The sequence below is a fragment of the Pseudomonas sp. HD6422 genome (assembly GCF_025377065.1).
Taxonomy (GTDB): domain Bacteria; phylum Pseudomonadota; class Gammaproteobacteria; order Pseudomonadales; family Pseudomonadaceae; genus Aquipseudomonas; species Aquipseudomonas putida_U.
Genome location: NZ_JAHWIW010000005.1, coordinates 88,937 through 113,464, shown reverse-complemented (window position 1 = coordinate 113,464; position 24,528 = coordinate 88,937). Strand labels below are relative to the sequence as shown.

At 64.1% G+C, this 24,528-nt stretch carries 22 protein-coding genes; 10 read left to right on the top strand and 12 right to left on the bottom strand.

Translation table 11 applies throughout. From position 1 onward, the window contains the following. Positions 1–43: 43 nt before the first annotated feature. The 7 genes from KY379_RS05145 to KY379_RS05115 all read right to left on the bottom strand — a co-directional run bounded on the left by KY379_RS05145 (position 44) and on the right by KY379_RS05115 (position 8,267). Positions 44–220, bottom strand: a complete 177-nt coding sequence (locus KY379_RS05145; RefSeq protein WP_165976054.1) for a hypothetical protein — start codon at positions 218–220, stop codon at positions 44–46. Then, the gene (locus KY379_RS05140; protein WP_133327390.1) at positions 217–1,329 is read right to left on the bottom strand and encodes a PepSY-associated TM helix domain-containing protein; all 1,113 of its coding nucleotides are present in this window, start codon (positions 1,327–1,329) and stop codon (positions 217–219) included. Before KY379_RS05140 ends, KY379_RS05145 begins: the two co-directional genes overlap by 4 nt. A gap of 56 nt (positions 1,330–1,385) precedes the next feature. Then, positions 1,386–3,818, bottom strand: coding sequence for a TonB-dependent siderophore receptor (locus KY379_RS05135; protein WP_261239362.1), 2,433 nt, complete (start codon positions 3,816–3,818; stop codon positions 1,386–1,388). Positions 3,819–3,981: 163 nt separating this feature from the next. Then, entirely contained in the window at positions 3,982–4,938 is a 957-nt protein-coding gene (locus tag KY379_RS05130) for a FecR domain-containing protein (RefSeq protein ID WP_133327386.1), read from the bottom strand. Then, entirely contained in the window at positions 4,935–5,453 is a 519-nt protein-coding gene (locus tag KY379_RS05125; RefSeq protein ID WP_261239361.1) for an RNA polymerase sigma factor, read from the bottom strand. The genes KY379_RS05130 and KY379_RS05125 overlap by 4 nt, the downstream gene beginning before the upstream one ends. Before the next feature lie 169 nt (positions 5,454–5,622). Beyond that, on the bottom strand, positions 5,623–6,333 hold the full coding sequence (locus KY379_RS05120) for a PolC-type DNA polymerase III (protein WP_261239359.1): 711 nt from the start codon (positions 6,331–6,333) through the stop codon (positions 5,623–5,625). Beyond that, positions 6,330–8,267: a DUF294 nucleotidyltransferase-like domain-containing protein gene (locus KY379_RS05115; protein ID WP_133327380.1), complete on the bottom strand. Its 1,938-nt coding sequence runs from the start codon at positions 8,265–8,267 to the stop codon at positions 6,330–6,332. The genes KY379_RS05120 and KY379_RS05115 overlap by 4 nt, the downstream gene beginning before the upstream one ends. A 213-nt stretch (positions 8,268–8,480) precedes the next feature. On the opposite strand from KY379_RS05115, the gene KY379_RS05110 reads away from it, so the two are divergent. Next, positions 8,481–8,924, top strand: a complete 444-nt coding sequence (locus KY379_RS05110; protein ID WP_133327378.1) for a response regulator — start codon at positions 8,481–8,483, stop codon at positions 8,922–8,924. A gap of 43 nt (positions 8,925–8,967) precedes the next feature. On the opposite strand, the gene KY379_RS05105 is transcribed toward KY379_RS05110, so the two are convergent. Next, positions 8,968–11,145: a malate synthase G gene (locus KY379_RS05105; RefSeq protein WP_261239357.1), complete on the bottom strand. Its 2,178-nt coding sequence runs from the start codon at positions 11,143–11,145 to the stop codon at positions 8,968–8,970. 346 nt (positions 11,146–11,491) lie between these two features. Here KY379_RS05105 and KY379_RS05100 point away from each other — a divergent pair, with 346 nt between their 5' ends. Continuing rightward, entirely contained in the window at positions 11,492–12,010 is a 519-nt protein-coding gene (locus KY379_RS05100; protein WP_133327374.1) for a glycine cleavage system protein R, read from the top strand. 219 nt (positions 12,011–12,229) lie between these two features. Here the strand turns inward: KY379_RS05100 and rarD are convergent, their stop codons facing one another. The 4 genes from rarD to KY379_RS05080 form a co-directional block, all read right to left on the bottom strand. Beyond that, positions 12,230–13,117, bottom strand: a complete 888-nt coding sequence (rarD, locus tag KY379_RS05095; RefSeq protein WP_261239356.1) for an EamA family transporter RarD — start codon at positions 13,115–13,117, stop codon at positions 12,230–12,232. A gap of 64 nt (positions 13,118–13,181) precedes the next feature. Continuing rightward, on the bottom strand, positions 13,182–14,156 hold the full coding sequence (locus KY379_RS05090; RefSeq protein ID WP_261239355.1) for a serine/threonine protein kinase: 975 nt from the start codon (positions 14,154–14,156) through the stop codon (positions 13,182–13,184). An 83-nt stretch (positions 14,157–14,239) separates the two neighbouring features. Continuing rightward, a complete protein-coding gene (locus KY379_RS05085) occupies positions 14,240–15,004 on the bottom strand; it encodes a TOBE domain-containing protein (protein WP_133327368.1) in 765 nt (254 codons plus the stop codon). A gap of 32 nt (positions 15,005–15,036) precedes the next feature. Beyond that, the gene (locus KY379_RS05080; protein WP_196172053.1) at positions 15,037–15,774 is read right to left on the bottom strand and encodes a ComF family protein; all 738 of its coding nucleotides are present in this window, start codon (positions 15,772–15,774) and stop codon (positions 15,037–15,039) included. Between the two features lie 88 nt (positions 15,775–15,862). Here KY379_RS05080 and bioB point away from each other — a divergent pair, with 88 nt between their 5' ends. The 8 genes from bioB to KY379_RS05040 all read left to right on the top strand — a co-directional run bounded on the left by bioB (position 15,863) and on the right by KY379_RS05040 (position 24,462). Beyond that, positions 15,863–16,921 carry a biotin synthase BioB gene (bioB, locus tag KY379_RS05075; RefSeq protein ID WP_133327364.1) on the top strand — a complete coding sequence of 353 codons (1,059 nt, stop codon included), beginning with the start codon at positions 15,863–15,865 and terminating at the stop codon, positions 16,919–16,921. A gap of 1 nt (position 16,922) precedes the next feature. Then, the gene (gene bioF / locus KY379_RS05070; protein WP_261239354.1) at positions 16,923–18,095 is read left to right on the top strand and encodes an 8-amino-7-oxononanoate synthase; all 1,173 of its coding nucleotides are present in this window, start codon (positions 16,923–16,925) and stop codon (positions 18,093–18,095) included. Then, on the top strand, positions 18,088–18,819 hold the full coding sequence (locus KY379_RS05065; protein ID WP_261239353.1) for an alpha/beta fold hydrolase: 732 nt from the start codon (positions 18,088–18,090) through the stop codon (positions 18,817–18,819). Before bioF ends, KY379_RS05065 begins: the two co-directional genes overlap by 8 nt. Further along, the gene (gene bioC / locus KY379_RS05060) at positions 18,812–19,630 is read left to right on the top strand and encodes a malonyl-ACP O-methyltransferase BioC (protein WP_261239352.1); all 819 of its coding nucleotides are present in this window, start codon (positions 18,812–18,814) and stop codon (positions 19,628–19,630) included. Before KY379_RS05065 ends, bioC begins: the two co-directional genes overlap by 8 nt. 9 nt (positions 19,631–19,639) lie before the next feature. Continuing rightward, positions 19,640–20,320 (top strand): dethiobiotin synthase, encoded by a 681-nt coding sequence (gene bioD / locus KY379_RS05055; protein ID WP_133327356.1) that lies wholly within the window; start codon positions 19,640–19,642, stop codon positions 20,318–20,320. A 211-nt stretch (positions 20,321–20,531) separates the two neighbouring features. Continuing rightward, positions 20,532–20,828, top strand: a complete 297-nt coding sequence (locus KY379_RS05050) for a pyrroloquinoline quinone biosynthesis protein PqqE (protein WP_133327354.1) — start codon at positions 20,532–20,534, stop codon at positions 20,826–20,828. Between the two features lie 301 nt (positions 20,829–21,129). Then, on the top strand, positions 21,130–22,935 hold the full coding sequence (locus KY379_RS05045) for a phenylacyl-CoA dehydrogenase (protein WP_133327352.1): 1,806 nt from the start codon (positions 21,130–21,132) through the stop codon (positions 22,933–22,935). A 243-nt stretch (positions 22,936–23,178) separates the two neighbouring features. Beyond that, a complete protein-coding gene (locus KY379_RS05040) occupies positions 23,179–24,462 on the top strand; it encodes a sensor domain-containing diguanylate cyclase (RefSeq protein ID WP_133327350.1) in 1,284 nt (427 codons plus the stop codon). Positions 24,463–24,528: the final 66 nt, after the last annotated feature.

Below are 24,528 nucleotides of genomic sequence, written 5' to 3'. Positions count from 1 at the left end.
AGCATGGTCGTTACGGCAGGCCTCGGTGTGGCAGCGGGTTACCTCACCTGCGGTACAGCCCGCGCAGGCCGAGTATGGCGGGTATGCCCAGGCCCAGCCAGGCGAGCGCGTCCCAGAGCCCGTCGCCGAGCAGCGCGGCGAACAGTCCCGCCGCGCCGAGCGCCGCGATCGCGCACGGCCAGAGGAAGATGCGCCAGGTAGCGCGTGACCGGTGGCTCATGGGCGCACCTCCCGGACCTTGCGTTGCTTGCCCCACCACAGGTACAGGCCACTGCCGAGCACGATGATGGTCAGCACATCGAGCACGGCCCAGAGAATCTGCATCGGTCGCCCGCCGTAGTCACCGAAGTGCAGAGGCTGTGACAGCCCCATGGCATCCATGTACCAGGGCCGATCGCCGACGGCGGTGACCGCCAGGGTGCGCGCATCGATCAGCACCGGGGTGAGCAAATGCGAGGTCAGGTGCGTGGCGCCTTTCATGAACACGGCATAGTGGTGCTCGCTGGAAAAGCGTGTGCCGGGGAAGGCGATGAAGTCCGGGCGCATGCCGGGGGCGGCCTGTTCGGCGATGTCCAGTAGCCGTGTCGCCGGGGCCCGTTCGGTGAGCGGGGGGGCGTCACGGTAGGGCGCGACCATCGCGGCCAGGCTGTCGTTGCGCCAGGCGGCGATGACCAGGTCCGATAGCGCGCTGATCACGCCGGTGACGCCTACGGTCAGGGCCCAGGCCAAGGTCACCACGCCGATCAGGTTGTGCAGGTCGAGCCAGCGCAGGCGCGTCGATTTGTCGTTACGTACCGTGGCGAAGTCCAGGCGGCGCATGAACGGGGCGTAGAGCACCGTTCCGGAAACGATGGCGACCACGAACAACAGGCCCATGAACGCCAACAATAGTTTGCCGGGCAGGCCGGCGAACATGTCCACGTGCAGGCGCAGCATGATCATCATGAAGCCGCCATTGGCGGCAGGCATGGCCACGGCTTCTCCGGTACGGGCATCGAGCATGAAGGTGTGCGACGAATTGGGTTCGGTGCCGGCGGTGGCTGCGGTGATGGCGATCACACCGTTGCGTTCGTCCTCGTCGTAGCCGAAGTATTGCATCACTTCGCCTGGGCGGTGCTGCTCGGCTTTGAGCACCAGTTGTTGCAGGTCGAGGTGCGGCGTGCCAGCGGGCATTTCGCGCAGTTCAGGAGCGTCGCCGAGCAGGTGTTCGAGTTCGTGGTGGAAGATCAGCGGCAAGCCGGTGAGCGCCAGCAGGAGCAGGAACGCGGTGCAGACCAGGCTGCTCCACGTGTGGACCTGCGACCAGCGGCGGATGGTTGGGCTTTTCATCAGAGTTCCGTTGCTTGTCTGTCGGAAGCCTGGGCCGCACAGCGGCCCGTGCTCAGTCAGAACTTGTAGGTGGCGCTGGCCACGACGCTGCGCGCATCGCCGTAGTAGCAGTAGAAAGCGTCACAGGTCGAAAGGTATTCCTTGTCGAACAGGTTGGTGGCGTTGACCGCCACCGAGGCACCCTTCAGGCTGTTATCCAGACGCCCCAGGTCATAGTGCACGGATGCGTCGAACACGGTGTAGGCATTGGCCTTCCCCAGGTAGGTGTTGGCCTGGTCGCCGTAGGTGTTGCCGGTATAGCGCGCACCGCCGCCGATGCCGAAGCCGTCGAGCCAGCCGCTGTGCCACGTGTAGTCGGCCCACAGCGAGGCCTGTTGGTTGGGCATCAGTTGCAGGCGGTTGCCTTTGTACAGGCCATCCTGCACTTCGGACTTGGCCAAGGTATAGGCGGCGATCAGCTTCAGGTTGTCGGTGACATCGGACACGGCCTCCAACTCCAGGCCGTGCACTTTCACTTCGCCGGTCTGGCTGGTGATTGTCACGCCGCCGACGTTGTTGGTGACCGAAACGTTCTTCTGGGTCAGGTCATAGATCGCTGCCGAGAGCAGCGTGTTGGAGCCAGGTGGCTGGTACTTGATACCCAGCTCCCACTGTTCGCCCTCGGTAGGCTTGAACGATTGGGTTGCCGAGGCGGTTGCATTGAGGGTCGGTTGGAACGACTCGGCATACGAAAGGTACGGTACCAGACCGGAGTCGAACACGTAGCTGATGGCCGCGTTAGCGCTGAACTTCTTGTCACGCTCAGTGTTGGTGGCGTCGTTGTCGTTGAAGAACTTGGTGCCGGTGTGCACCCAGTCCTCACGCCCACCCAAGGTCAGGCGCCAGTTGCCCAGCGCCATCTGGTCCTGGATGTAGACGCCGGTCTGGCGGGTCTTCTGGTTGTAGTCATAGAAGGCGTCGGCGCGATCCGGTCGGCTGATCGGCAAGCCATAGACCGGGTCGTTGACGTTGCTCGGCGGCACCGTGAAGTCGAAGATCGACAGGTAGTTGGTATTGATGCGCTGGTGGTCCAGGCCGATCAGGAGTGTATGGGTAACGTCACCGGTGGCGAAGTCGGCCTGGAAGTTGTTGTCCACGGCAAACTGGCTGATGTCTTCATCGGTGTTGGTGGACAAACGGCTGACGGTGCCATCGTCCTGCACCGGCGGGGTGATCGGGTTGTAGCTGCCGGGGGTGATGGTCTGGAACGCCAGGTCCGACTTGGTGTAGCGCAGATTCTGGCGGAACTGCCAGACGTCATTGAATCGGTGTTCGAAGGCATAACCCAACGCATAGTAGGTACGGTCGTAGAACTCGTAGTCCGGATCGCCCAGGTTCTTGTGGCGGGAGATCTTGCCGAAGGGCATGTCGATCTTGGTGCCCTGGATAGGTCGAAACTGGCTGGTAGCGCCGGTATCGTCGCGGGTGAACTGGGTCAGCAGGGTCAGCGAGGTGTCGTCGTCGATGTTCCAGGTCAGGCTTGGCGCAATGTTGTAGCGCTTGTCGTCGATGTGGTCGATTTGCGTGCCGCCATCGCGGATCACGCCACTCACGCCATACAGGAACTGGCCTTGATCATCGATCTTGCCGGTGCTGGCGAAGTTGATCTGGCGGTGATTGTCACTGCCGTACTGCAGCTGGATTTCATGGGCGCTTTCGGCCTGGGGGCGACGGCTGACCATGTCCAGCAGACCGCCCGGTGGGGTCTGGCCGTAGAGCGAGGAAGCCGGGCCGCGCAACAGGGCCAGGCGGTCGAGGTTCCAGGTCTCGGGCTTGGGGTTGGCATAGACGCCGCGGGGCAACGGCAGGCCGTCGAGATAATGGGTCGGCTCGAAGCCGCGTACGCGCATCCAGTCATAGCGGGTGTCGCTGCCGAAGCTGGCGGAGACGATCCCCGGCATGTAGCGCACGGCATCGTCGAGGCTATGCACACCCCGGTCGCTCATCTGCTCACGGGTGGCCACCGAGATCGAACGGGGGACTTCGACCAGGGCGGTGTCGGTCTTGGTGCCAGCAGCAGTGCGCTTGGCGACGTAGCCTTCGACCGGGCCCCAGGCCGTTTCGTAGGCCGCGTCGGCATTGATCGCGGTTTCCGGCAGGGCCAAGGCGCCATCGGGCACCGCCACCAGGCTATAGCTGCCCGCATTGCTCAGCTGCAGCTGTAGCCCGGTGCCGCGCAGGGCCGCGCCCAGAGCGCCTACGCCGTCGTACTGGCCATTGACTGGGGCCGAGGTTAGCCCGCTGACCAGTGCCGGATCGATAGCCAGGGCGATACCCGACTGGCTGGCGATCTGGTTCAACGTGCTGGCCAACGGTGCGCTTGGCAGGTCGTAGCGCTGCGCCGTGGACGGTTCGGCAGCGAATACCGCGGCAGCGGCAAGCGGGTTAGCTAAACCGATGGCCAAGGCCAAGAGGCTAGGGCGAAGCAAACGATCAACAGCGTGGGACATGCAACGGCTCCTCGACGGATAAGTGCTAGTTGCTTCCTTGCCGAGCGAGATTCGAAAAGTGACAGGGGTATACGAAAAAAAGTGAGAACAATTCAGATTAGTGGTTTGCCTGCGCCAGCCACGTCGCCGGCGAGGTGCTTCCTGCCAGGGCAAGCAGGCTTGCTTATTTGGGGACTACCGTGACCCACCACGGTGTGTGCTGTTCGATCTTCACCGGCAGCGCCGGCACCAGCGAAGCCAGGGCCAGGTCGGTGTTGGTCAGGGGGAAGCTGCCGGTCACGCGCAGGTCGGCGACCTCGTCGGCGACCCCAAGGTGGCCCCTGCGGTACTGGCCCAGTCGCGCCAGCAAATCGCCCAGGCGCACGTTGTCCACTACCAGCATGCCACGGGTCCAGGCGTCTGCACCGGTGGCAACCTGGCTGGTTTCGCCGAGGCCATTGGCATTCATCAGCACCTGCTGACCGGCCTGCACTACGCGCTCGTCGCCGCTGTTGCGCGGCATCGCCGCGACCGACGATTGCAGCACTTCCAGGCGCGTGCCCTGGTCTTCGCGGCGTACCAGGAAACGTGTGCCCAACGGGCGCAGGCGGCCGTCGTCGGTGCGCACCAGCAGCGGGCGAGGATCGGCATGGCCGGTCTCTACCGAGATTTCGCCCTGGTGCAGGACGAGTACCCGTTGCTCGCCGGCGTAGTCGATGTCCACGGCGGTGTGGCTGTTCAGACTCAGCAGGGTACCGTCTTCCAGACGCAAGGTGCGCAGTTCGCCGGTGGCGGTGCGCTGGTCGGCCAGCCAATAGCTGGGCGACAGCGAGGGAGCGCCGAGCCAGGCCAGCAGCGAGCCGAGCAGGAACATGCCGGCCAGCCCGCCACCGACCTTGCCGACACGGCGGCGCAACCCCACCCGCGATTGTTGCAAGGCCTGGCGTGCCGGACCGGCAGCGGCGCTGACGCGCTGGTCGAGGGCACCCAGTTGGCGCCAGGCGCGGGCATGCTCTTCGCTGGCGGCGTGCCAGCGCATGAATTCGCCGCGTTGGTCGGAGCCGCCGTAGCCCTCTTCAAGGTTCATCTTCCAGGCGATGGCGGCTTCGAGGACCCTGGCCGATACCGGTGCGCCGTTCACGTCGGCTCCCCATAGAGCGCCACGTAGCACTGGCGCATGCCTTGGGCGATGTACTGACGCACGCGCGATACCGAAACGCCCAGGCGCTCGGCGATCTCGGCTTGGCCCATGCCATCCAGACGATTGTGCAAAAACGCCGCGCGGGCCTTGCTGGACAGCTTGCCGAGCAGGCGATCGATGGCCTTGAGGTCTTCGAGGATCAGTTGCTGTTGTTCGGGAGAAGGATGCTCGGCTTCGGGCAGGCGCGCCAATTCAGTCAGGTAGGCCTGTTCCAGCGCGCTGCGACGGAAGTGGTCGAACAGTAGCCCCTTGGCCACGGCGGCGAGGAAGGCACGGGGTTCGCGTGGGGCGTCCAACTGGTCGCGGCCGAGCAGGCGGACGAAGGTATCCTGGCTGAGGTCTTCGGCACGTTGGCGGCAGGCCAGGCTGCGTTGCAGCCAGGCGAGCAGCCAGCCGCGATGGTCGCGGTACAGCGAGCCGACCAGTTCGGCATGTGGGCTGTGGGCAGAAGACACGCAGCGTCCCCCCGGAACGAATGCATTAACTAACGATAATTATTCGCGATTGTTGCAGAGGCGGGGGGCGGGTGCAATGGACGCTTGTCTGAATGGAGTGGGGTGGGGGATGTCTTGAGGGTTGTGGTGCGGTCGAGATCGAGCGCGGCCATCCCTGAACCGTGCCCCCCTATAACCCATGCCCTTGGACCTTACGCCGTCGCCACCCACGCAACCGCTGCTCCAGTTGCAAGGGGCTGTCGAGCTGCTGGCGGCGCGCCTGGCTGAACAGGATCAGGGCCAGCTCGGCGGTGACCTGGGCATCGGCGCTGGCATGGTGGCGATCATCCACCTGGAGACCGAAGCGCGCCACCCAGGCGTCCAGGCTGGCCTCGCGCAGCACCGTGTCGGGGTTGAGCATCGGTGCCAGCTCGGCAACGTCGAACCAGGGTTGCTGCAACCGCCAACCCAGGCTTTGCTTCAAAGCCCGGGCCAACATGCGCTGATCGAACCCGGCATGGAAGGCCAGCAGTGGGCTGTCGCCGATGAATTCGAGCAGATCGAGCAGCGCTTCGGCCGGGTCGCAGCCAGCGGCCAGTGCACTCGGGCCGAGGCCGTGGATCAGCGTGCTGGCGTTGGCTTTCTGGCTCGGGCGGTGCAAGGTCCGCTCGAACTGCTGGGCAAAGTCTATGGCGCCGTCGGCGATGGCCACGGCGCCGATCGACAGCACCTGATCGCGATGCGGGTTGAGGCCGCTGGTCTCCAGGTCGAGCACCACCCAGCGCTGTTCGCGCAGCGAGCAGACGCCCAGCGGCGCCGGTTTGGGCAACCGCTCCAGGCGCTGACGTAGGGACAAGCCCAGAGCCGGTGTGCTGGGGCGTAGCCAGGCGAACAGGTTCATAGCTGGTACCGCAGTGCCAGGTTGCTCTGCAGGCGCTGGGCCTGGCGCAGGGATTCCCGCAGGATGCGCCGGTCCAGGTGGTTGAGGCTGTCGGGATCGAGGCGGTTGGAGTACGGCAGGTTGTCGCGCGTCTGGCGCTGGTGTTGCTGCATGCGCGTCTGCTGGATGAAGTGGTAGGCCTCTTCGTAGGCGGCGCCATCGAGGCCATCGATCACCCCGTTGGCGACCAGTTGGCGCAGGCGTTCGAGGGTATTGCAGGCGCCAATGCCGTTGGCCAGGGCCAGCAGCCTGGCGCCATCGACGAAGGGCGTCAGGCCCTGCACCTTGAGATCGAGGGTGGCGGTCTTGTCATTGCCCTGGCGCGTCAGGACGAAATCACGCAGGCGGCCGACCGGAGGGCGCTGGCGCAAAGCATTTTCCGCCATCATCCGCTGGAACAGCCGATTGTCGGCGACTTGCTGCAACAGACTCTGGCGCAGCTGTTCGCAACCCTGTTCGTCGCCCCAGACCACCCGCAGGTCGAAATAGATGCTCGAACCGAGCAGGTTTTCCGGGCTGGCCTCGCGGATGAAGCCGGCGAAGCGCCGTGCCCATTCGCTGCGCGACAGGCACAGGTCGGGATTGCCAGCCATGACGTTGCCCTTGCACAGGGTGAAGCCACACTGCGCCAGGGATTGGTTGATGTACTGCGCCAACGGCAGCAGGCGGGCACGAATGGCCTCGGCTTGCTGACTGTCCTGGGCCTCGAACAGGATGCCGTTGTCCTGATCGGTGTGCAGGGTCTGCTCGCGGCGGCCTTCGCTGCCGAAACACAGCCAGGTGAACGGTACGCCGGGGTCGCCACGCTCGGCCAAAGCCAACTCGATCACCCGGCAGACCGTGTGGTCGTTGAGCAGGGTGATGATCTGGGTGATTTGCGTGGAAGAAGCGCCATGGGCCAGCATGCGTTCGACCAACTGGCCGATCTCGCCGCGCAGCGATACCAATGTCTCCAGGCGGGGGGCATGGCGGATGGTGCGTGCCAGGTGCACCAGGTCGACCCGCTGCAGCGAGAACAGGTCGCGCTCGGAGACCACGCCGCACAGACGCTGGTTTTCCACCAGGCAGACGTGGGCGATATGCCGCTCGGTCATCGCCATGGCGGCGTCGAAGGCGCTGGCGTGGGGACTGAGGAAGAACGGCTTGGCGGTCATGTGGCGGTCGATGGGCGCGCCCAGGTCGGCATCGGCGGACGCCACCACCTGGCGCAGATCGCGCAGGGTGAAGATTCCCAGCGGGAAGCGTTGTCGGTCGACGATGACGATGCTGCCGACCTGCTGCTCGTGCATCAACCGCACGGCTTCGCGCAGGGGGGTGTCCGGACTGCAGGCCACCGGATGGCGCATGGCCAGTTCACCCAATGGCGTGTTCAGCGAGTACTGGGTGCCGAGGGTTTCGACGGCGCGCTGACGCACCTGCTGGTTGACTTGGTCGAGCAGGCTGCTGACACCGCGGAGGGCGAAGTCGCGAAACGCCGCCGACAACGAGAATACGTGGATGAAAGCTGATTTGTTCAACTGCAGGCAAAACGTGTCCTCACCGGCCAGGTGTTCGGTACGGGTAGCACGCTCGCCCAGCAGCGCAGCCAGCGGGAAGCATTCGCCACTGGTGATCTCGAAGGTGGTTTCCATCCCCGGCTTGACCAAGTGCTGGCGCTCGCCCACGACGCGGCCCTGCTTGACGATGTAGAAGTGCTCCACCGGCCCGTCGGCGGGCCTGATGATGCTCTCGCCGCTGGCGTAGAAGCGCAGCTGGCACTGTTCAACCAGGTAGGCCAGATGGTTGTGCTCCATCTGGTTGAACGGGGGGAAGCGTTGCAGGAACTGCAGGGTGCCTTGGATGTTCTGCAGTACTGCGGTCCTGCCCGCCTGGCTATAGGCGTCCTTTTTGCTCATGAAACCGACCGTATCGCTACGCCGAACTATATATATATCTATATATAGGTGCGGCCTTGTTGTTTTCGACCTCCATGGTCTGCCGGCGGCGCAGTGGTGCCCATTGGACGTAAGTCTATGGACGCGACTGTCAGAGATCCGACGAAAGGCGAACGGCTTTAGCCGCGTGTTGTGGTCTTAACCCCAGAGTGGGATTTTTTTGACGAGAACAGCATGGCTGAGCATGACGACATCCTGAGTGACGCCGAGCGCGAGGCACTGGCAGTGGTAAGCGCGCCGGTCGCTCCCAAGCCAGTGGTGCTGGTGGTGGACGACAACCCGGTGAACGCCGAGGCGCTGTGCCTTTACCTGAAAAGCAGGGGCATCGACTGCATGACCGCAGATGGCGCGCAGGAAGCGATGTTCAAGTTGCACTACGAACCGCGCATTGCGCTGATGATCACCGACCTGCGCATGGCGCCCGATGATGGCTTGGAATTGATCCGGCAGATTCGTGAGTCGGAGCGGGCGGCGTTGTCGATCATCGTGGTGTCGGGCGACACCGATGTGAGCGAGGCGGTGGATGTGATGCACCTGGGGGTGGTGGATTTCTTGCTCAAGCCGGTGGATCTGGGGAAATTGCTAGGGCTTGTGCAGAAGGAATTGAAACTTACGTGATCCCGAGAGAGGGGTCGCGAAGCGACCCCTTGTCGCAGAAGTATTACAACCCGTTACGCGATTTGAATTCGCGACGACGGCGATGCAGTACTGGCTCGGTGTAGCCGTTGGGCTGCTTGGTACCTTCGAGCACCAGTTCGACCGCCGCCTGGAACGCGACGTTGTCATCAAAGTTCGGTGCCATCGGCCGGTACAGGGCGTCGCCGGCGTTCTGCTTGTCGACCACCGCCGCCATGCGCTTGAGGCTCTCCAGCACCTGTTCCTGGCTGATCACACCATGGCGCAGCCAGTTGGCCAGCAGTTGGGCCGAGATACGCAGGGTGGCGCGATCTTCCATCAGGCCGACATCGTTGATGTCCGGCACCTTCGAGCAACCCACGCCTTGGTCGATCCAGCGCACCACGTAGCCAAGGATGCCCTGGGCATTGTTATCCACCTCGTTGCGGATCTCCTCGGCCGACCAGTTGGTATCGGGCGCCAGCGGGATGGCCAGGATGTCGTCGACCGAGGCCGGGGTGCGGCTGGCCAGTTCGCGCTGACGCGCCTGCACGTCGACCTTGTGGTAGTGCAGCGCGTGCAGGGTGGCAGCGGTCGGCGATGGTACCCAGGCGGTGTTCGCACCGGCCAGCGGGTGAGCGATCTTCTGCTCGAGCATGGCCGCCATCAAGTCGGGCATCGCCCACATGCCCTTGCCGATCTGGGCCCGGCCTTGCAGGCCCGTGGCGAGGCCGATATCGACGTTGTTGTTCTCGTAGGCCCCGATCCACTTCTCGTTCTTCATGGCGCCCTTGCGCACCACGGCGCCTGCTTCCATCGAGGTGTGGATTTCGTCACCGGTACGGTCGAGGAAACCGGTGTTGATGAACGCCACGCGCTCGGCCGCGGCCTTGATGCAGGCCTTGAGGTTGACCGTGGTACGGCGCTCCTCGTCCATGATGCCGACCTTGACGGTGTTGCGCGGCATGCCCAGCAGGTCTTCGACGCGGCTGAAGATTTCGGCGGCGAATGCCACTTCTTCCGGGCCGTGCATCTTCGGTTTGACGATGTACACGCTGCCGCTGCGGGTGTTCTTGCGGGTGGTGTTGCCGTTGAGGTTGTGCAGAGCGATCAGGTTGGTGAACAGGCCGTCCTGGATACCCTCTGGGATCTCGTTGCCTTGGGCGTCGAGGATCGCCGGGTTGGTCATCAGATGGCCGACGTTGCGCACGAACAGCAGCGAGCGGCCATGCAAGGTGACGCTACCACCGTTGGGGGTGGCGTACTCGCGATCCGGGTTCATGGTGCGGGTGAAGGTCTTGCCACCCTTGCTCACCTGCTCGGCCAGGTCGCCTTTCATCAGGCCCAGCCAGTTGCGGTAGACGATGACCTTGTCATCGGCGTCGACGGCGGCGACCGAGTCTTCGCAATCCATGATGGTGGTCAGTGCCGACTCCATCAGGATGTCCTTCACGCCGGCGGCATCGGTGCTGCCCACCGGGGTGCTGGCGTCGACCTGGATCTCGAAGTGCAGGCCATTGTGCTTGAGCAGCACGGCGGTCGGCGCAGCGGCATCGCCATGGAAGCCGATCAACTGCGCGTCGTCACGCAGGCCGGTGTTGCTGCCGCCCTTGAGGGTAACGACCAGTTTGCCCGCCTCGATGCGATAACCGGTGGAATCGACGTGCGAGCCGGCTGCCAATGGGGCGGCTTCATCGAGGAAGGCGCGGGCGAAGGCGATGACCTTGTCGCCGCGAACCTTGTTGTAGCCTTGGCCGCGCTCGGCGCCGCCTTCGTCGCTGATGGCATCGGTGCCATACAGGGCATCGTAGAGCGAACCCCAGCGGGCATTGGCAGCGTTGAGGGCGAAGCGGGCGTTCATCACCGGCACCACCAGTTGCGGGCCGGCCATCAGGGCGATTTCTTCATCCACGTTCTGCGTGGTGGCCTGGAAGTCATCGGCTTGTGGCAGCAAGTAGCCGATTTCCTGGAGGAAGCTTTTGTAGGCCGAGGCGTCGTGGGCCTGACCTTGGCGCGCCTGGTGCCAGGCGTCGATCTTGGCTTGCAGCTCGTCGCGTTTGGCGAGCAGGGCTTTGTTCTTTGGAGCGAGGTCGTTGATGATCTTTTCTGCACCGGCCCAGAACTGCTCGGCGACGATGCCGGTCCCCGGAATGGCTTCGTCGTTGACGAAGTCGTACAGGACCTTGGCGACCTGAAGGCCACCGACTTGAACGTATCCAGTCATTGCTTGCCTCACTCTGCTCAGCTATTCGCTCTACGTGTATTAAGCCTGTAGCGCTTCTCTACAACATCGAACGACGTTTTGTAGTCCACGCCGTCGCATACTACATGAAGCAGCAGGCAGGGGAATACCAGACTAAAAGCGTCGTTGTGCGACCGTTTGGTCGCGTTGGGTCACGCTGGGAGTGGGTATGTTCGCAAAAAACTTGTGGATTGTTCCAGATAAATCTTGAAACAGTACACGATTAATCCCTCGGACTGTCCTGCGGCAGGTTGCCGCGCCTTGCCTATACTCAACCGATCCCCCCGAATTCCGTCGCCTCGCGCGGCCCGACACAGAGGAACGGCTTGTGGATCATCTGGTATTGACCGTGATTGCCCCCGACAAGGCCGGGCAGGTCGAGCGCATCGCCCAGTGCATCGCCGACCACAGTGGCAACTGGTTGGAGAGCCGCATGTCGCGTATGGCTGGTCAGTTCGCCGGCATCTTGCGGGTGGCGGTGCCGGCGGAAAACTACGACGAGCTGGTCGAGTCGCTGCAGGCGCTGGGCAAGTACGATATCCGTGTATTGATCGCCGAAAGTGGCATAGAGCCTTCCTGCACCTGGAAGCCCATTGCCATGGAGCTGGTCGGCAACGACCGGCCGGGCATCGTCCGTGACATCACTCGGCTGCTGGCCGATCAAGGGGTCAACCTCGAGCGCTTCACCACCGAGGTACGTCCGGCGCCGATGAGCAGCGAACCGTTGTTTCATGCCGATGCGCTGTTGGCGCTGCCGCTGACCCTGTCGCTGGAAGACCTGCAGCGCAAGCTGGAGGGCTTGGCAGACGACTTGATGGTGGAGTTGACGCTGCGGCCTGAAGATTGAACGAGGGTTATCCCCCGATTTAACGGGACGGCCCTGTGGATAACCTGGGGGTTCACTCCGCCAGCCCACGTGTGGCAAGGCTTCGCGCCGATTGAGCGAAAAACGTACAGAATTCAGCGGCTTGTGCACAAAGCACGGGGACGAGGGTGTGGATAACCTCTGGAGATGTGGCTACAGACCACGGATAACGTGGTCTGTAGCGTTTTGATCATTTTCTGATCAGGCGCGTTTGCGCAGGTTGAGCCAGGCGTCGACGCTGTAGATCGCCAAACCTGTCCAGATGCAGACGAAGGCCACCAGGCTGGTGGAGGACAGATGTTCGTCGAATAGCAGCACCGCCTGCAGCAGCACCAGGGTCGGTGCCAGGTATTGCAGGAAGCCCAGTGTGGTGTAGGGCAGGTGCCGAGCGGCGGCGTTGAAGCACACCAGTGGTACCAGGGTCACCGGCCCGGCCGCCATCAACCACAGCGCCTCGCTACTGGTATAGAACCCGCCCTGGACGCTCATGGCCGAGGGGTTCAGCAGCAACCAGCCCAAGGCCAGAGGTACCAGCATCCAGGTTTCCACCACCAGACCAGGCAGGGCCGCCACGGGGGCCTGCTTGCGTATCAGGCCATAGAACCCGAAGCTCAATGCCAGCACCAGCGAGACCCATGGCAGGCTTCCCACCTGCCACACCTGCTGCGCCACCCCCAAGGCCGCCAGGCCCACCGCGACCCACTGCAGGCGGCGCAGGCGTTCACCTAGCAGCAGCATGCCGAGCAGCACGTTGACCAGCGGGTTGATGTAGTAGCCCAAGCTGGCTTCGAGCATGCGGTCGTTGTTGACGGCCCACACATAGGTCAGCCAGTTACCGGCGATCAGCGTGCCGCTGAGGGCCAGGATCGCCAGACGTCGTGGGTTCTCGCGCAGCTCGCGCCACCAGCCAGGATGTTTCCAGACCAGCAGCAGGAGCGAGCCGAACAGCGCTGACCAGAGCACGCGATGGACGATGATCTCCACCGCCGGAACGCTCTGAATCGCTTTGAAGTACAGGGGGAACAGACCCCAGATGATGTAAGCGCTGAGGCCTAGAAGATACCCGCGGCGCGGGTTTGCAGCGTGCATGCAGAATCCTTGCTTGATAGCCGAGGTGAAGCGACTGCTATTGTAGACAGACCGAGATAGCGATTCAGAACAATTTCAATGGCGCTTCGTCCAATGCAGCGATCTGCTCGCGCAGGGCGAGGATCTGATCGCCCCAATAGCGCGGTTGACCGAACCACGGGAAGCTCGGCGGGAACGCCGGGTCGTCCCAGCGCCGAGCCAGCCAGGCGCTGTAATGCAGCTGGCGCAGGGCCCGCAGCGGTTCGATCAGGGCCAGCTCGCGCGGGTCGAAGTCATGGAACTCGTTGTAGCCATCGATCAGTTCGGCCAACTGCCCAAGGCGTTCTTCGCGGCTGCCGGCAAGCATCATCCACAGATCCTGCACGGCGGGGCCCATGCGGCAGTCATCGAGGTCGACGACGTGGTACACCTCATCGCGGTGCATCAAGTTGCCGGGATGCAGGTCGCCATGCAGGCGGATCAGTTGATGTGGAGTACGGGCATAGATGGCCTCGACTCGCTTGAGCAGGTCGCGCGCCACGGATTCGAATGCAGGGAGCAGTTCCCTGGGTACGAAGCCACCCTCGAGCAAGGTATTCAGCGATGCGTGGCCGAAGTTGTCCACAGCCAACGCCTCGCGATGTGCGAACGGGCGTGTCGCTGCAACGGCATGCAGGCGACCGAGCAACTGGCCGAGCCGGTAGAGTTGATCGAGGTTGCCGGGTTCGGGTGCATGACCGCCGCGGCGGGGGAACAAGGCAAAGCGGAAGCCCTGGTGCTCGAAGAGGGTCTGGCCGTCGTGCTGCAGCGGCGCGACCACGGGCACTTCGCAATCGGCCAGTTCAGCGGTGAAGCTGTGCTCCTCGAGGATTGCGGCGTCGCTCCAGCGACCGGGGCGGTAGAACTTGGCGACCAACGGCTGTGCGTCTTCGATGCCCACCTGGTAGACGCGGTTCTCGTAGCTGTTCAGGGCCAGCACCCGGGCGTCGCTGAGAAAGCCGAGGCTTTCCACGGCGTCCAGGACCAGGTCGGGGGTGAGGGTGTCGAAGGGGTGGGACATGGTGGCTCCGAAGGGGCGGGCGGCTTAGGGGGCATGGTAGCGCATTCCAGGGGCTTGCCCGCGAAAGCGCCGGCATCGACGACCTAGGCCGGCACCCCCAGCAATACATAAGAGGGAGGGAACTGAACCCGAACCTCGTCACCCTCGACCACCCGTTGATCCTTCAGCCAATCGGCCGCAGCGAAGGCGCACAGCGTCTGCCCATTGCCCAGCGCCAGTCTCACTTCACTCGGTCCCTGGGCGTCCGCCAAGACCTGCTCGACCGTCGCTTTCAGTACGTTGCTGCCCACCTCGGGCGTATCGCTTGCCCCTAGCACCTGCACCCACCCTGCCTTGAGCAAGGCCACTACGGTGGTTCCCAGGGTCAGATCCAGGCGCGCCGTGCTGTCGTGGGTGATCAACGCATCGATCTCCAGCCCGTCGCCCAGGGCCAGGCTCACGCGATCGTGTCGGCCCTCGCGCCGCAGCCCGCTGACCTGACCCTGCAGTTGGTTGCGAGCGCTGGTGCGCAGCATCAGGCGGCCCAGCAGGTCGAGGTCGCTGGATTGCTCGGCAGCTTCGAGCATCTGGGTTTGCAGCGATTGCAGGCGCTGGTAGAGGCGCAGCACCCGTTCACCCTCCGCCGACAGGTGCGCGCCGCCACCGCCACGGCCACCGGTGCTGCGCTCGACCAGCGGGCGGCTGGCCAAGTTGTTGAGCTCGTCGATGGCATCCCAGGCGGCCTTGTAGCTGATGCCGGCGGCCTTGGCGGCGCGGGTGATCGAGCCTTGTTCGGCAACGTGCTGGAGCAGAGCGATGCGCTGCGGGCGACGGGCGATGTGCTGGGTCAGAAGGGTCGGCAGGGACATGGGCGGCACTGGTTCAAGGGGTCTGTGAGGAATCATACATGCCCCGGCTTGGCTGTACGCGCCAGGCAATAGACATCGACCCGCCGCGCTCCAGCCCGGCGCAGCAGCCCGGCAATGGTCCGGGCCGTGGCACCCGTGGTCATCACGTCATCGACCAGGGCGATGTGTCGACCTGCCAGCGTGAGCCCGGGGGCCAGTGCGAAGGCTCCGCGCAGATTGCCCTGTCTGGCGCGGGCATCCAGGTTCTGCTGCGCAGGCGTGTCGCGGGTGCGCAGCAGGACGCTTGGGTCACAGGTTATCGACAGCTGGGTCGACAACCAACGCGCCAGCATCGCCGCCTGATTGAAGCCGCGCTTGCGCAGCCGGCGTCTGGCCAGTGGTACCGGCACCAGCAATTGTGGGCGTGGCAGGCCTTCGGCGAAACGATGGCGCAGGGCATGGCCGAGCAACTCGGCCAGCAATCGCCCCAGTGGCCATTGGCGGTTGTGTTTGAAGCGGCTGACCAGGGTATCCAGCGGAAAGCCGTAGTGCCAGGGCGCCACCACTTGATCGAACGGCGGAGCCCGGCGGCAGCACTGGGCGCAGGTCAGGCCGGCCATCGGCAGGGGCAGGGCGCAGCGCAGGCACTGATCTTCCAGCCAAGGCAGCTCCTGTTCACAGGCGATACAGAGCGGATAGGGCTGCCCGGCGCGAGCGTCGCACAGCAAACAGATCTGGTTACTATTTATCCACTTGTAAACCAGTGATTTAAGGCGTGGTTGACAGTTCATAGGCCTTCCATGACTATGCAAGCTATCCGTGATGCGCTGGCGGGTTTTCCGTGTCGGCGCCTGCTACAGCCTAAACAAGGAAACGCCGATGAGCGCCAGCACAACTGCAACAACACGTCACGACTGGTCCCTGGCCGAGGTCAAGGCGCTGTTTCAGCAACCATTCAATGACTTGCTGTTCCAGGCGCAGACCGTGCACCGCGCGCACTTCGACGCCAACCGCGTGCAGGTCTCGACGCTGCTGTCGATCAAGACCGGCGCCTGTCCGGAAGATTGCAAATATTGTCCGCAGTCCGGTCACTACAACACCGGGCTGGAAAAACAGAAGCTGATGGAAGTGCAGAAGGTGCTGGAAGAGGCCGCCCGGGCCAAGGCCATCGGCTCGACACGCTTCTGCATGGGCGCGGCCTGGAAACACCCATCGGCCAAAGACATGCCCTACGTGCTGGAGATGGTCAAAGGGGTCAAGGCCATGGGCCTGGAAACCTGCATGACCCTCGGCAAGCTCGATCAGGAGCAGACCGCCGCCCTGGCCCAGGCCGGGCTGGACTACTACAACCATAACCTCGACACCTCGCCGGAGTTCTACGGCAGCATCATCACCACCCGCACCTATGGCGAGCGTTTGCAGACCTTGGCCTATGTGCGTGAGGCGGGGATGAAGATCTGTTCCGGCGGGATCCTCGGCATGGGTGAGTCGCTGGACGACCGCGCCGGCCTGTTGATCCAGCTGGCCAACCTGCCAGAACACCCGGAATCGGTGCCGATCAACATGCTGGTCAAGGTTGCCGGCACCCCGCTGGCCGAGGAAGAGGACGTCGACCCGTTCGACTTCATCCGCATGTTGGCGGTGGCCCGTATTCTCATGCCCAAGTCCCACGTGCGCCTGTCGGCCGGCCGTGAGCAGATGAACGAGCAGATGCAGGCACTGGCGTTCATGGCTGGGGCCAACTCGATCTTCTACGGTGAGAAGCTGCTGACCACAGCCAACCCGCAGGCCGACAAGGACATGCAACTGTTCGCCCGCTTGGGCATCAAGCCCGAAGCGCGTGAAGAGCACGCCGACGAAGTGCACCAGGCCGCGATCGAGCAGGCTCTGGTCGAGCAACGCAGCAGCGAGCTGTTCTACGACGCAGCCAGCGCCTGACATGGCCTTTGACCTGGCGGCGCGCCTTGCCGAACGGCGCGCCGCGGACCTGTATCGGCAGCGGCCGCTGCTGCAGAGCCCGCAGGGGCCGCAGGTGGTCGTCGATGGCCAGGCGTTGTTGGCCTTCTGTAGCAACGATTACCTGGGCCTGGCCAACCACCCCGAGGTCATCGCCGCCTGGCAGGCCGGTGCCGAGCGCTGGGGCGTGGGCGGTGGCGCCTCGCATCTGGTGATTGGCCACAGCACCCCGCATCACCAGGTCGAGGAAGCCTTGGCCGAATTGACCGGGCGCCCGCGTGCGCTGCTGTTCTCCACTGGCTACATGGCCAATCTCGGCGCCATCACCGCGCTGGTGGGGCAGGGCGATACGGTGCTGCAGGACCGCCTCAACCATGCCTCGCTGCTCGACGGTGGTTTGCTCAGCGGTGCGCGCTTCAGCCGCTACCTGCATAACGACGCGGCCAGCCTGCAGAGCCGCCTGGCCAAGGCCAGCGGCAACACCCTGGTGGTGACCGACGGCGTATTCAGCATGGACGGCGACCTGGCCGATTTGCCGGCGCTGGCCGAGGTGACGCAGGCACATGGCGCCTGGATGATGGTCGACGACGCCCATGGCCTGGGTACGCTGGGTGCCAATGGCGGCGGTATCGTCGAGCACTTTGGCCTGGGTATCGACCAAGTGCCGGTGCTGATCGGTACGCTGGGCAAGGCCTGCGGCACCGCCGGTGCGTTCGTCTCAGGCAGCGATGAACTGATCGAGGCGCTGGTGCAGTTCGCCCGGCCCTACATCTACACCACTAGTCAGCCACCGGCGCTGGCCTGCGCCACCCTGAAAAGCCTGGAGCTGTTGCGTGCGGAAAGTTGGCGGCGCGAGCACCTGGCTGCGCTGATCCGCCAGTTCCGCCAGGGTGCCGAGCAGATCGGCCTGCAACTGATGGACAGCCCTACCCCGATCCAACCGATCCTGATCGGCGGTAGCGCACAGGCGTTGCGTCTGTCGCAGATGCTGCGCGAGCGTGGTCTTTTGGTGACCGCGATCCGTCCTCCGACCGTGCCCGCTGGCGGCGCACGGCTGCGTGTCACTCTCAGCGCCGCGCACAGTGAGGCACAGGTGCAGCTATTGTTGAATGCATTGGCCGAGTGCTATCCACAGTTGGAGTCCGCCGATGCGTAACCGAGTGATTCTCCTGCCCGGCTGGGGGCTGGGCACTGCTTCCCTGCAGCCGCTGGCCGCGAGCCTGCGGGCCCAGGATGCGCGCCTGCGGATCGACCTGGTGGCGCTGCCGGAGTTGGCCGAGGCCGACGTGCAAGTCTGGGTCGACCACCTCGACCGTCATCTGCCCACCGATGCCTGGCTTGGCGGCTGGTCGTTCGGCGGCATGCTCGCCAGCGAACTGGCGCGCAAGCGCGGCGACCATTGCTGTGGCCTGCTGACGCTGGCCAGCAATCCGAGTTTCGTGGCGCGGGCGGACTGGCCCCACGGCATGGCCGAAGACACCTTCGGGACTTTCCTCGATGGTTGCCGCAGCCACACCCAGGTCACCCTCAAGCGTTTCCGCACCCTGTGCAGCGACGGCGCGCAGCAGCCGCGCACCTTGCTGCGGCAACTGGGCGTGGGGGTGCCGGACACCGATCCGCTGTACCTGGCGACCGGCCTGCAAGTGTTGGCCCAACTGGACACCCGCGCCGCGCTGGAGGCCTACCCCGGCCCGCAGCTGCACCTGTTCGCCGGCAGTGATGCACTGGTACCGCCTGGCGCGGCGAAGGCCTTGAGCGAGTTGCTGCCGGATGTCGAGGTCGGCCTGGTCGAAGACAGTTCCCACGCGTTCCTGCTGGAGTACCCACAGGAACTGGCGTCGGGTATCAAGAGTTTCCTGCATGAGAGTGGCGATGACTGACCTTTCCCGTCCGGCCCTGCCCGGCGCGCTGCCGGACAAGCGCCAGGTGGCGGCTTCTTTTTCACGCGCGGCAGGCAGCTACGACAGCGTGGCGGCCCTGCAGCGCGCAGTCGGCGTGAGCCTGCTCGAACAGCTGCCTGAGGACCTGCAGCCCTCGTGCTGGGTGGATCTGGGCAGCGGCACGGGCCATTTCAGCCGGGTGCTGGCCGAGCGTTATGCGTCAGGCAGTGGGGTGGCGGTGGATATTGCCGAAGGCATGCTGCGCCATGCCCGCGGCGTGCAGGGCGGTGCGCGTTACCATGTCGCCGGCGATGCCGAGCGCCTGCCGCTGCGCGATGCCAGCGTCGATCTGCTGTTCAGTAGTCTGGCCGTGCAGTGGTGCAGCCAGTTCGCCAGCGTCCTGGGCGAAGCGCGGCGGGTGTTGCGTCCCGGTGGCGTGCTGGCGTTCAGCAGCCTGTGTGTCGGTACCCTCGATGAACTGCGGGCCAGTTGGCAGGCAGTGGACGGCATGGTGCACGTCAATCGCTTCCGCCGCTTCGAGGACTACCAACAGCTATGTGCCGCCAGCGGCCTGGAGACACTTTCCCTGCAACGTCGTGCCCATGTGCTGCATTATCCCGACGTGCGCAGCCTGACCCATGAGCTCAAGGCGCTGGGTGCGCACAACCTCAACCCCGGCCGGCCTTCGGGCTTGACTGGGCGCGCCCGTATGCAAGGGTTACTGCAGGCGTATGAAGCGTTTCGCCAGGCCGAGGGCCTGCCTGCCACCTATCAGGTGGTCTATGGTGTGATGCGCAAGCCACTGCTGTGAGGGAGTGAGATGAGCCAAGCGTATTTCATCGCCGGGACCGATACCGATGTGGGCAAGACCACCATTGCTGCGGGCTTGCTCCATGCGGCGCGTTTGCAAGGGCTGAGCACGCTCGGCGCGAAGCCGGTGGCGTCGGGCTGCACGATGACGCCCAAGGGCCTGCGTAACAGCGATGCCCAGGCGCTGATCGATGAAAGCACGATCAAGCTGCCCTATGAGCAGGTCAACCCATTCGCCTTCGAACCCGCCATCGCCCCCCATGTGGCCGCGCGCGAGGCGGGCGTGACGCTTACCGTGCCGACATTGCTGAGCGCAATGCGCAACGTGCTGCAGCAAAATGCCGACTTCACCTTGATCGAGGGGGCGGGCGGCTGGCGGGTGCCCCTGTCGGGGCTGGAGAACCTTTCCGACCTGGCCATCGCCTTGCGCTTGCCGGTGATCCTCGTGGTGGGCGTGCGCCTGGGTTGTATCAGCCATGCCTTGCTCAGCGCCGAGGCGATCGAGCGTGACGGCCTGCAACTGGCCGGATGGGTAGCCAACATCATCGAGCCGCGGACTTCGCGCCTGGAAGAGAACCTGGCGAGCCTGGCCGAGCGCCTGCCGGCGCCGTGCCTCGGACGGGTGCCCAAGCTCAAGCAGGCCAGCGCCGATTCGGTGGCCGAGCACCTGCAACTGGACCTTCTGGATTAGCAGGTTCCTGTGCCGGCCCTTTCGCGGGTAAACCCGCTCCTACAGAGCCTGCGAAGATCCGGTAGGCGCGGGTTTACCCGCGAACGGGTCGGGACAGGAATACCTTGGGCCTATCAGGTGGCACTGAGCCATTATGGATTTAAACGGGCCTTTTCGGCCCTGGCCTGCTTTAATTGGCCTTGTTGACACCCCGCGTCATTGGAGTCCTGACATGGAAATCACCGGCAGCACTGCCTATTACGCCGGCCTCAGCGCCATCCAGAGTGGCCAGCAGCGTATCGACCAGGCCGCCAGCAACATCGCCAATGCCTCGGTCGAGCGCGCCGCCACCAGCCAGTCCAGCGACTACCAGGCCGAGCGCCTGCGTTCGGTCGACCGCAGCCAGCAGCTGGACCTCGCCACCGATACCGTGCAGATGGCATTGGGCAAGCAGCAAGTCGAACTTGGCGTGAACGTCGCCAAGGCCTCCGACGAAATGCTCGGTCGTTTCATCGACACCTACGCCTGATTTGTCGCGAGTCACTCGCGAACCTTGTGGGAGCGGGCTTGCCCGCGAATGCGTCATTTCAGACACCTTTGTTTGTCTGGGAGGGCCCATTCGCGGGCAAGCCCGCTCCCACAGTCGTTTCAGGGCATTTCTCCAAGCGTGGCATCAATGTCACTTTCCACGGCAGAAATGGCACCATCGTCCCGGCTTGACATCCAGCGGAGCTAAACGTAAGTTTCAAACAACTGTTTGACCGAAAGCCGGCAAGAGCTGGTCGGTACCTGCGGTCTCCCCACCGGACTCATTACAGAGGTTCATCGCAATGCCTGATTACAAAGCCCCCTTGCGTGACATTCGCTTCGTCCGCGACGAGCTGCTCGGCTATGAGGCGCACTATCAGAGCCTGCCAGGTTGCCAGGACGCCACGCCCGATATGGTCGACGCGATCCTCGAGGAAGGCGCGAAGTTCTGTGAGCAGGTGCTGGCACCGCTGAACCGCGTCGGCGACCTCGAAGGCTGCACCTGGAGCGAGTCGGGCGTGACCACGCCGACCGGCTTCAAAGAGGCCTACCAGCAGTTCGTCGAAGGTGGCTGGCCGAGTCTGGCGCATGACGTCGAGCATGGCGGCCAAGGCCTGCCGGAGTCGCTGGGCCTGGCCATCAGCGAGATGGTCGGCGAGTCGAACTGGTCGTGGGGCATGTACCCAGGGCTGTCCCATGGTGCGATGAACACTCTGTCTGCCCACGGCACCGCCGAGCAGCAGCACACCTACCTGAGCAAGCTGGTGACCGGCGAGTGGACCGGCACCATGTGCTTGACCGAACCGCACTGCGGCACCGACCTGGGCATGCTGCGCACCAAGGCCGAGCCTCAGGCTGACGGTTCCTACAAGGTTTCCGGCACCAAGATCTTCATCTCCGCCGGTGAGCACGACATGGCCGACAACATCGTCCACATCGTCCTGGCGCGCCTGCCGGATGCACCGGCCGGCACCAAAGGCATTTCGCTGTTCATCGTGCCCAAGTTCCTGCCTAACAGCGAAGGCGGCGTCGGTGAGCGCAACGCCGTGAGCTGTGGCTCGCTCGAGCACAAGATGGGCATCCACGGCAACGCCACCTGCGTGATGAACTTCGACGGCGCCACCGGCTTCCTGATCGGCCCGGCCAACAAAGGCCTGAACTGTATGTTCACCTTCATGAACACCGCGCGTCTGGGCACCGCCCTGCAGGGCCTGGCCCACGCCGAGGTGGCCTTCCAGGGTGGCCTGAAGTACGCCCGCGAGCGTCTGCAAATGCGTTCGCTGACCGGTCCCAAGGCCCCGGAAAAAGCCGCTGACCCGATCATCGTCCACCCTGACGTGCGGCGCATGCTGCTGACCATGAAGGCGTTCGCCGAAGGCAACCGCGCGATGGTCTACTTCACCGCCAAGCAGGTCGACATCGTCAAGTACAGCCAGGACGAGGAAGAGCGCAAGAAGGCCGATGCGTTGCTGGCCTTCATGACCCCGATCGCCAAGGCCTTCATGACCGAAGTGGGCTTCGAGGCGGCCAACCATGGCGTGCAGATCTACGGCGGCCACGGTTTCATCGCCGAGTGGGGCATGGAGCAGAACGTGCGCGACAGCCGTATCTCCATGCTGTACGAAGGCACCACCGGCATCCAGGCCCTCGACCTGCTCGGGCGCAAAGTGCTGATGACCCAGGGCGAAGCACTCAAGGGCTTCACCAAGATCGTGCACAAGTTCTGCCAAGCCCAGGAAGGCAACGAGGCGGTCAAGGAGTTCGTCGAGCCGCTGGCGGCGCTGAACAAGGAGTGGGGCGAGCTGACCATGAAAGTCGGCATGGCCGCCATGAAAGACCGCGAGGAAGTGGGCGCCGCATCGGTGGATTACCTGATGTACTCCGGTTACGCCTGCCTGGCCTACTTCTGGGCCGACATCGCCCGCCTGGCCGCCGAGAAGCTTGCCGCCGGCACCAGCGAAGAAGGGTTCTACACCGCCAAGCTGCAGACCGCGCGCTTCTACTTCCAGCGCATCCTGCCACGCACCCGCACCCATGTGGCTGCGATGCTGTCGGGCGCTGGCAACTTGATGGCGATGAAGGAAGAGGACTTCGGTCTCTCTATCTAAGCCCGCTCCGCTCGTAGCGAAACCCGCCTGCCTTCACCGGCAGGCGGGTTTTTTGCGCTTTGGCGCTCGCTCATCGCCCGCCCCACCTTCTGGCAGCCGCTTGCCGACGATCGACCCCGCAGAAAAACCTCAAGCCCAGCCGTCCCGCTGCCGTTAACCCAGCAACCTATTCATCTATTCACGTGTGTTGCCGATGAAGTAAGGGCACAATGCCATTATTGATCTGCCGGGTCGGAGATTCCCTTGTTTCGTCTAAACGCGGTCCGCGCGAGCCATTTTCTGCCTTCGCTGTTCTTGTTGCTGGCGGGCCTCGCGGCGGCCTATGTGAGGGACCTGAGTGTGTTCTTCACGTCCCTGTTCAACGTCCTGCCGACGTTGGTGCTGCTGCTGGGCGGCGCCTATTGCGCGGTGTATCGCCGCCAGCGCGAATTGTTCCTGATGGTCACGGTGTACATCGCCTATTTCCTGCTCGATACCCAGACCGATTACTACCGTGACAACGGCCGCGTCCGAGAGGATGCGGCGGTCATCTTCCACCTGGTGTGCTTGTTGCTACCCGCCTTGTACGGTTTGTTCGGCGCCTGGCAGGAGCGCACTCACCTGGCCCAGGACCTGCTGGCGCGGTTCGCCGTACTGTTCGCTGTGGGCAGCGTGGCCCTGGCACTGGAGCAGAGCTTCCCGGACGCCCTGCTGGCGTGGTTGGCGGAAATCCGCTGGCCGGCACTGCATGGCCAGTGGATGAGCCTGATCCAGATGGTCTACCCGTTGTTCCTGATGGTGTTCATCCTGCTGGTGGTGCAATACCTGCGCGAGCCGCGGCCCCTGCATGCGGCACAGCTGATCGGCCTGGTCGGCATCTTCTGGATGCTGCCCAAGACTTTCATTCTGCCCTTCACCCTGAACATCATGTGCAGCCAGGTGATGCTGATGATTGCCGCGGCGGTCTCCCATGAGGCCTACCAGATGGCCTTCCGCGACGAGCTGACCGGTCTGCCCGGGCGCCGGGCGCTGAACGAGCGTATGCAGCGCCTTGGGCGCAACTATGTGATCGCCATGACCGATGTCGACCACTTCAAGAAATTCAACGACACCCATGGCCACGATGTCGGCGACCAGGTGCTGCGCCTGGTCGCCAGTCGTTTGGCCAAGGTCACCGGTGGCGGGCGCGCCTACCGCTATGGTGGCGAGGAGTTCGCCCTGGTATTCGCTGGCAAGACCGCCGAGGAATGCCTGCCGCACCTGGAGGCTGTGCGCGAGATGATCGCCAACTACGCCATGCATCTGCGCGATCCGAACAGCCGGCCGCAGGACGACAGCGCCGGGCGGCAACGGCGCAGTGGCAGCGCCGGTGGTACGGTCTCGGTCACCATCAGCATTGGTGTCGCCGAGCGCCTGGCAGACCACCGCAACCCCGACGAAGTGCTCAAGTCCGCCGATCAGGCGCTGTACAGCGCCAAGGGTGCGGGCCGCAACTGCGTGATGGTGTATGGCCAACAATCGTTGCGTGGGGCGGTGCGTACGGCGTGACCAGAAATGACTATATGGTCTAGTGATGACCCTATGTCTCGTAAAAGTTTGTCGGTTACACTGGAT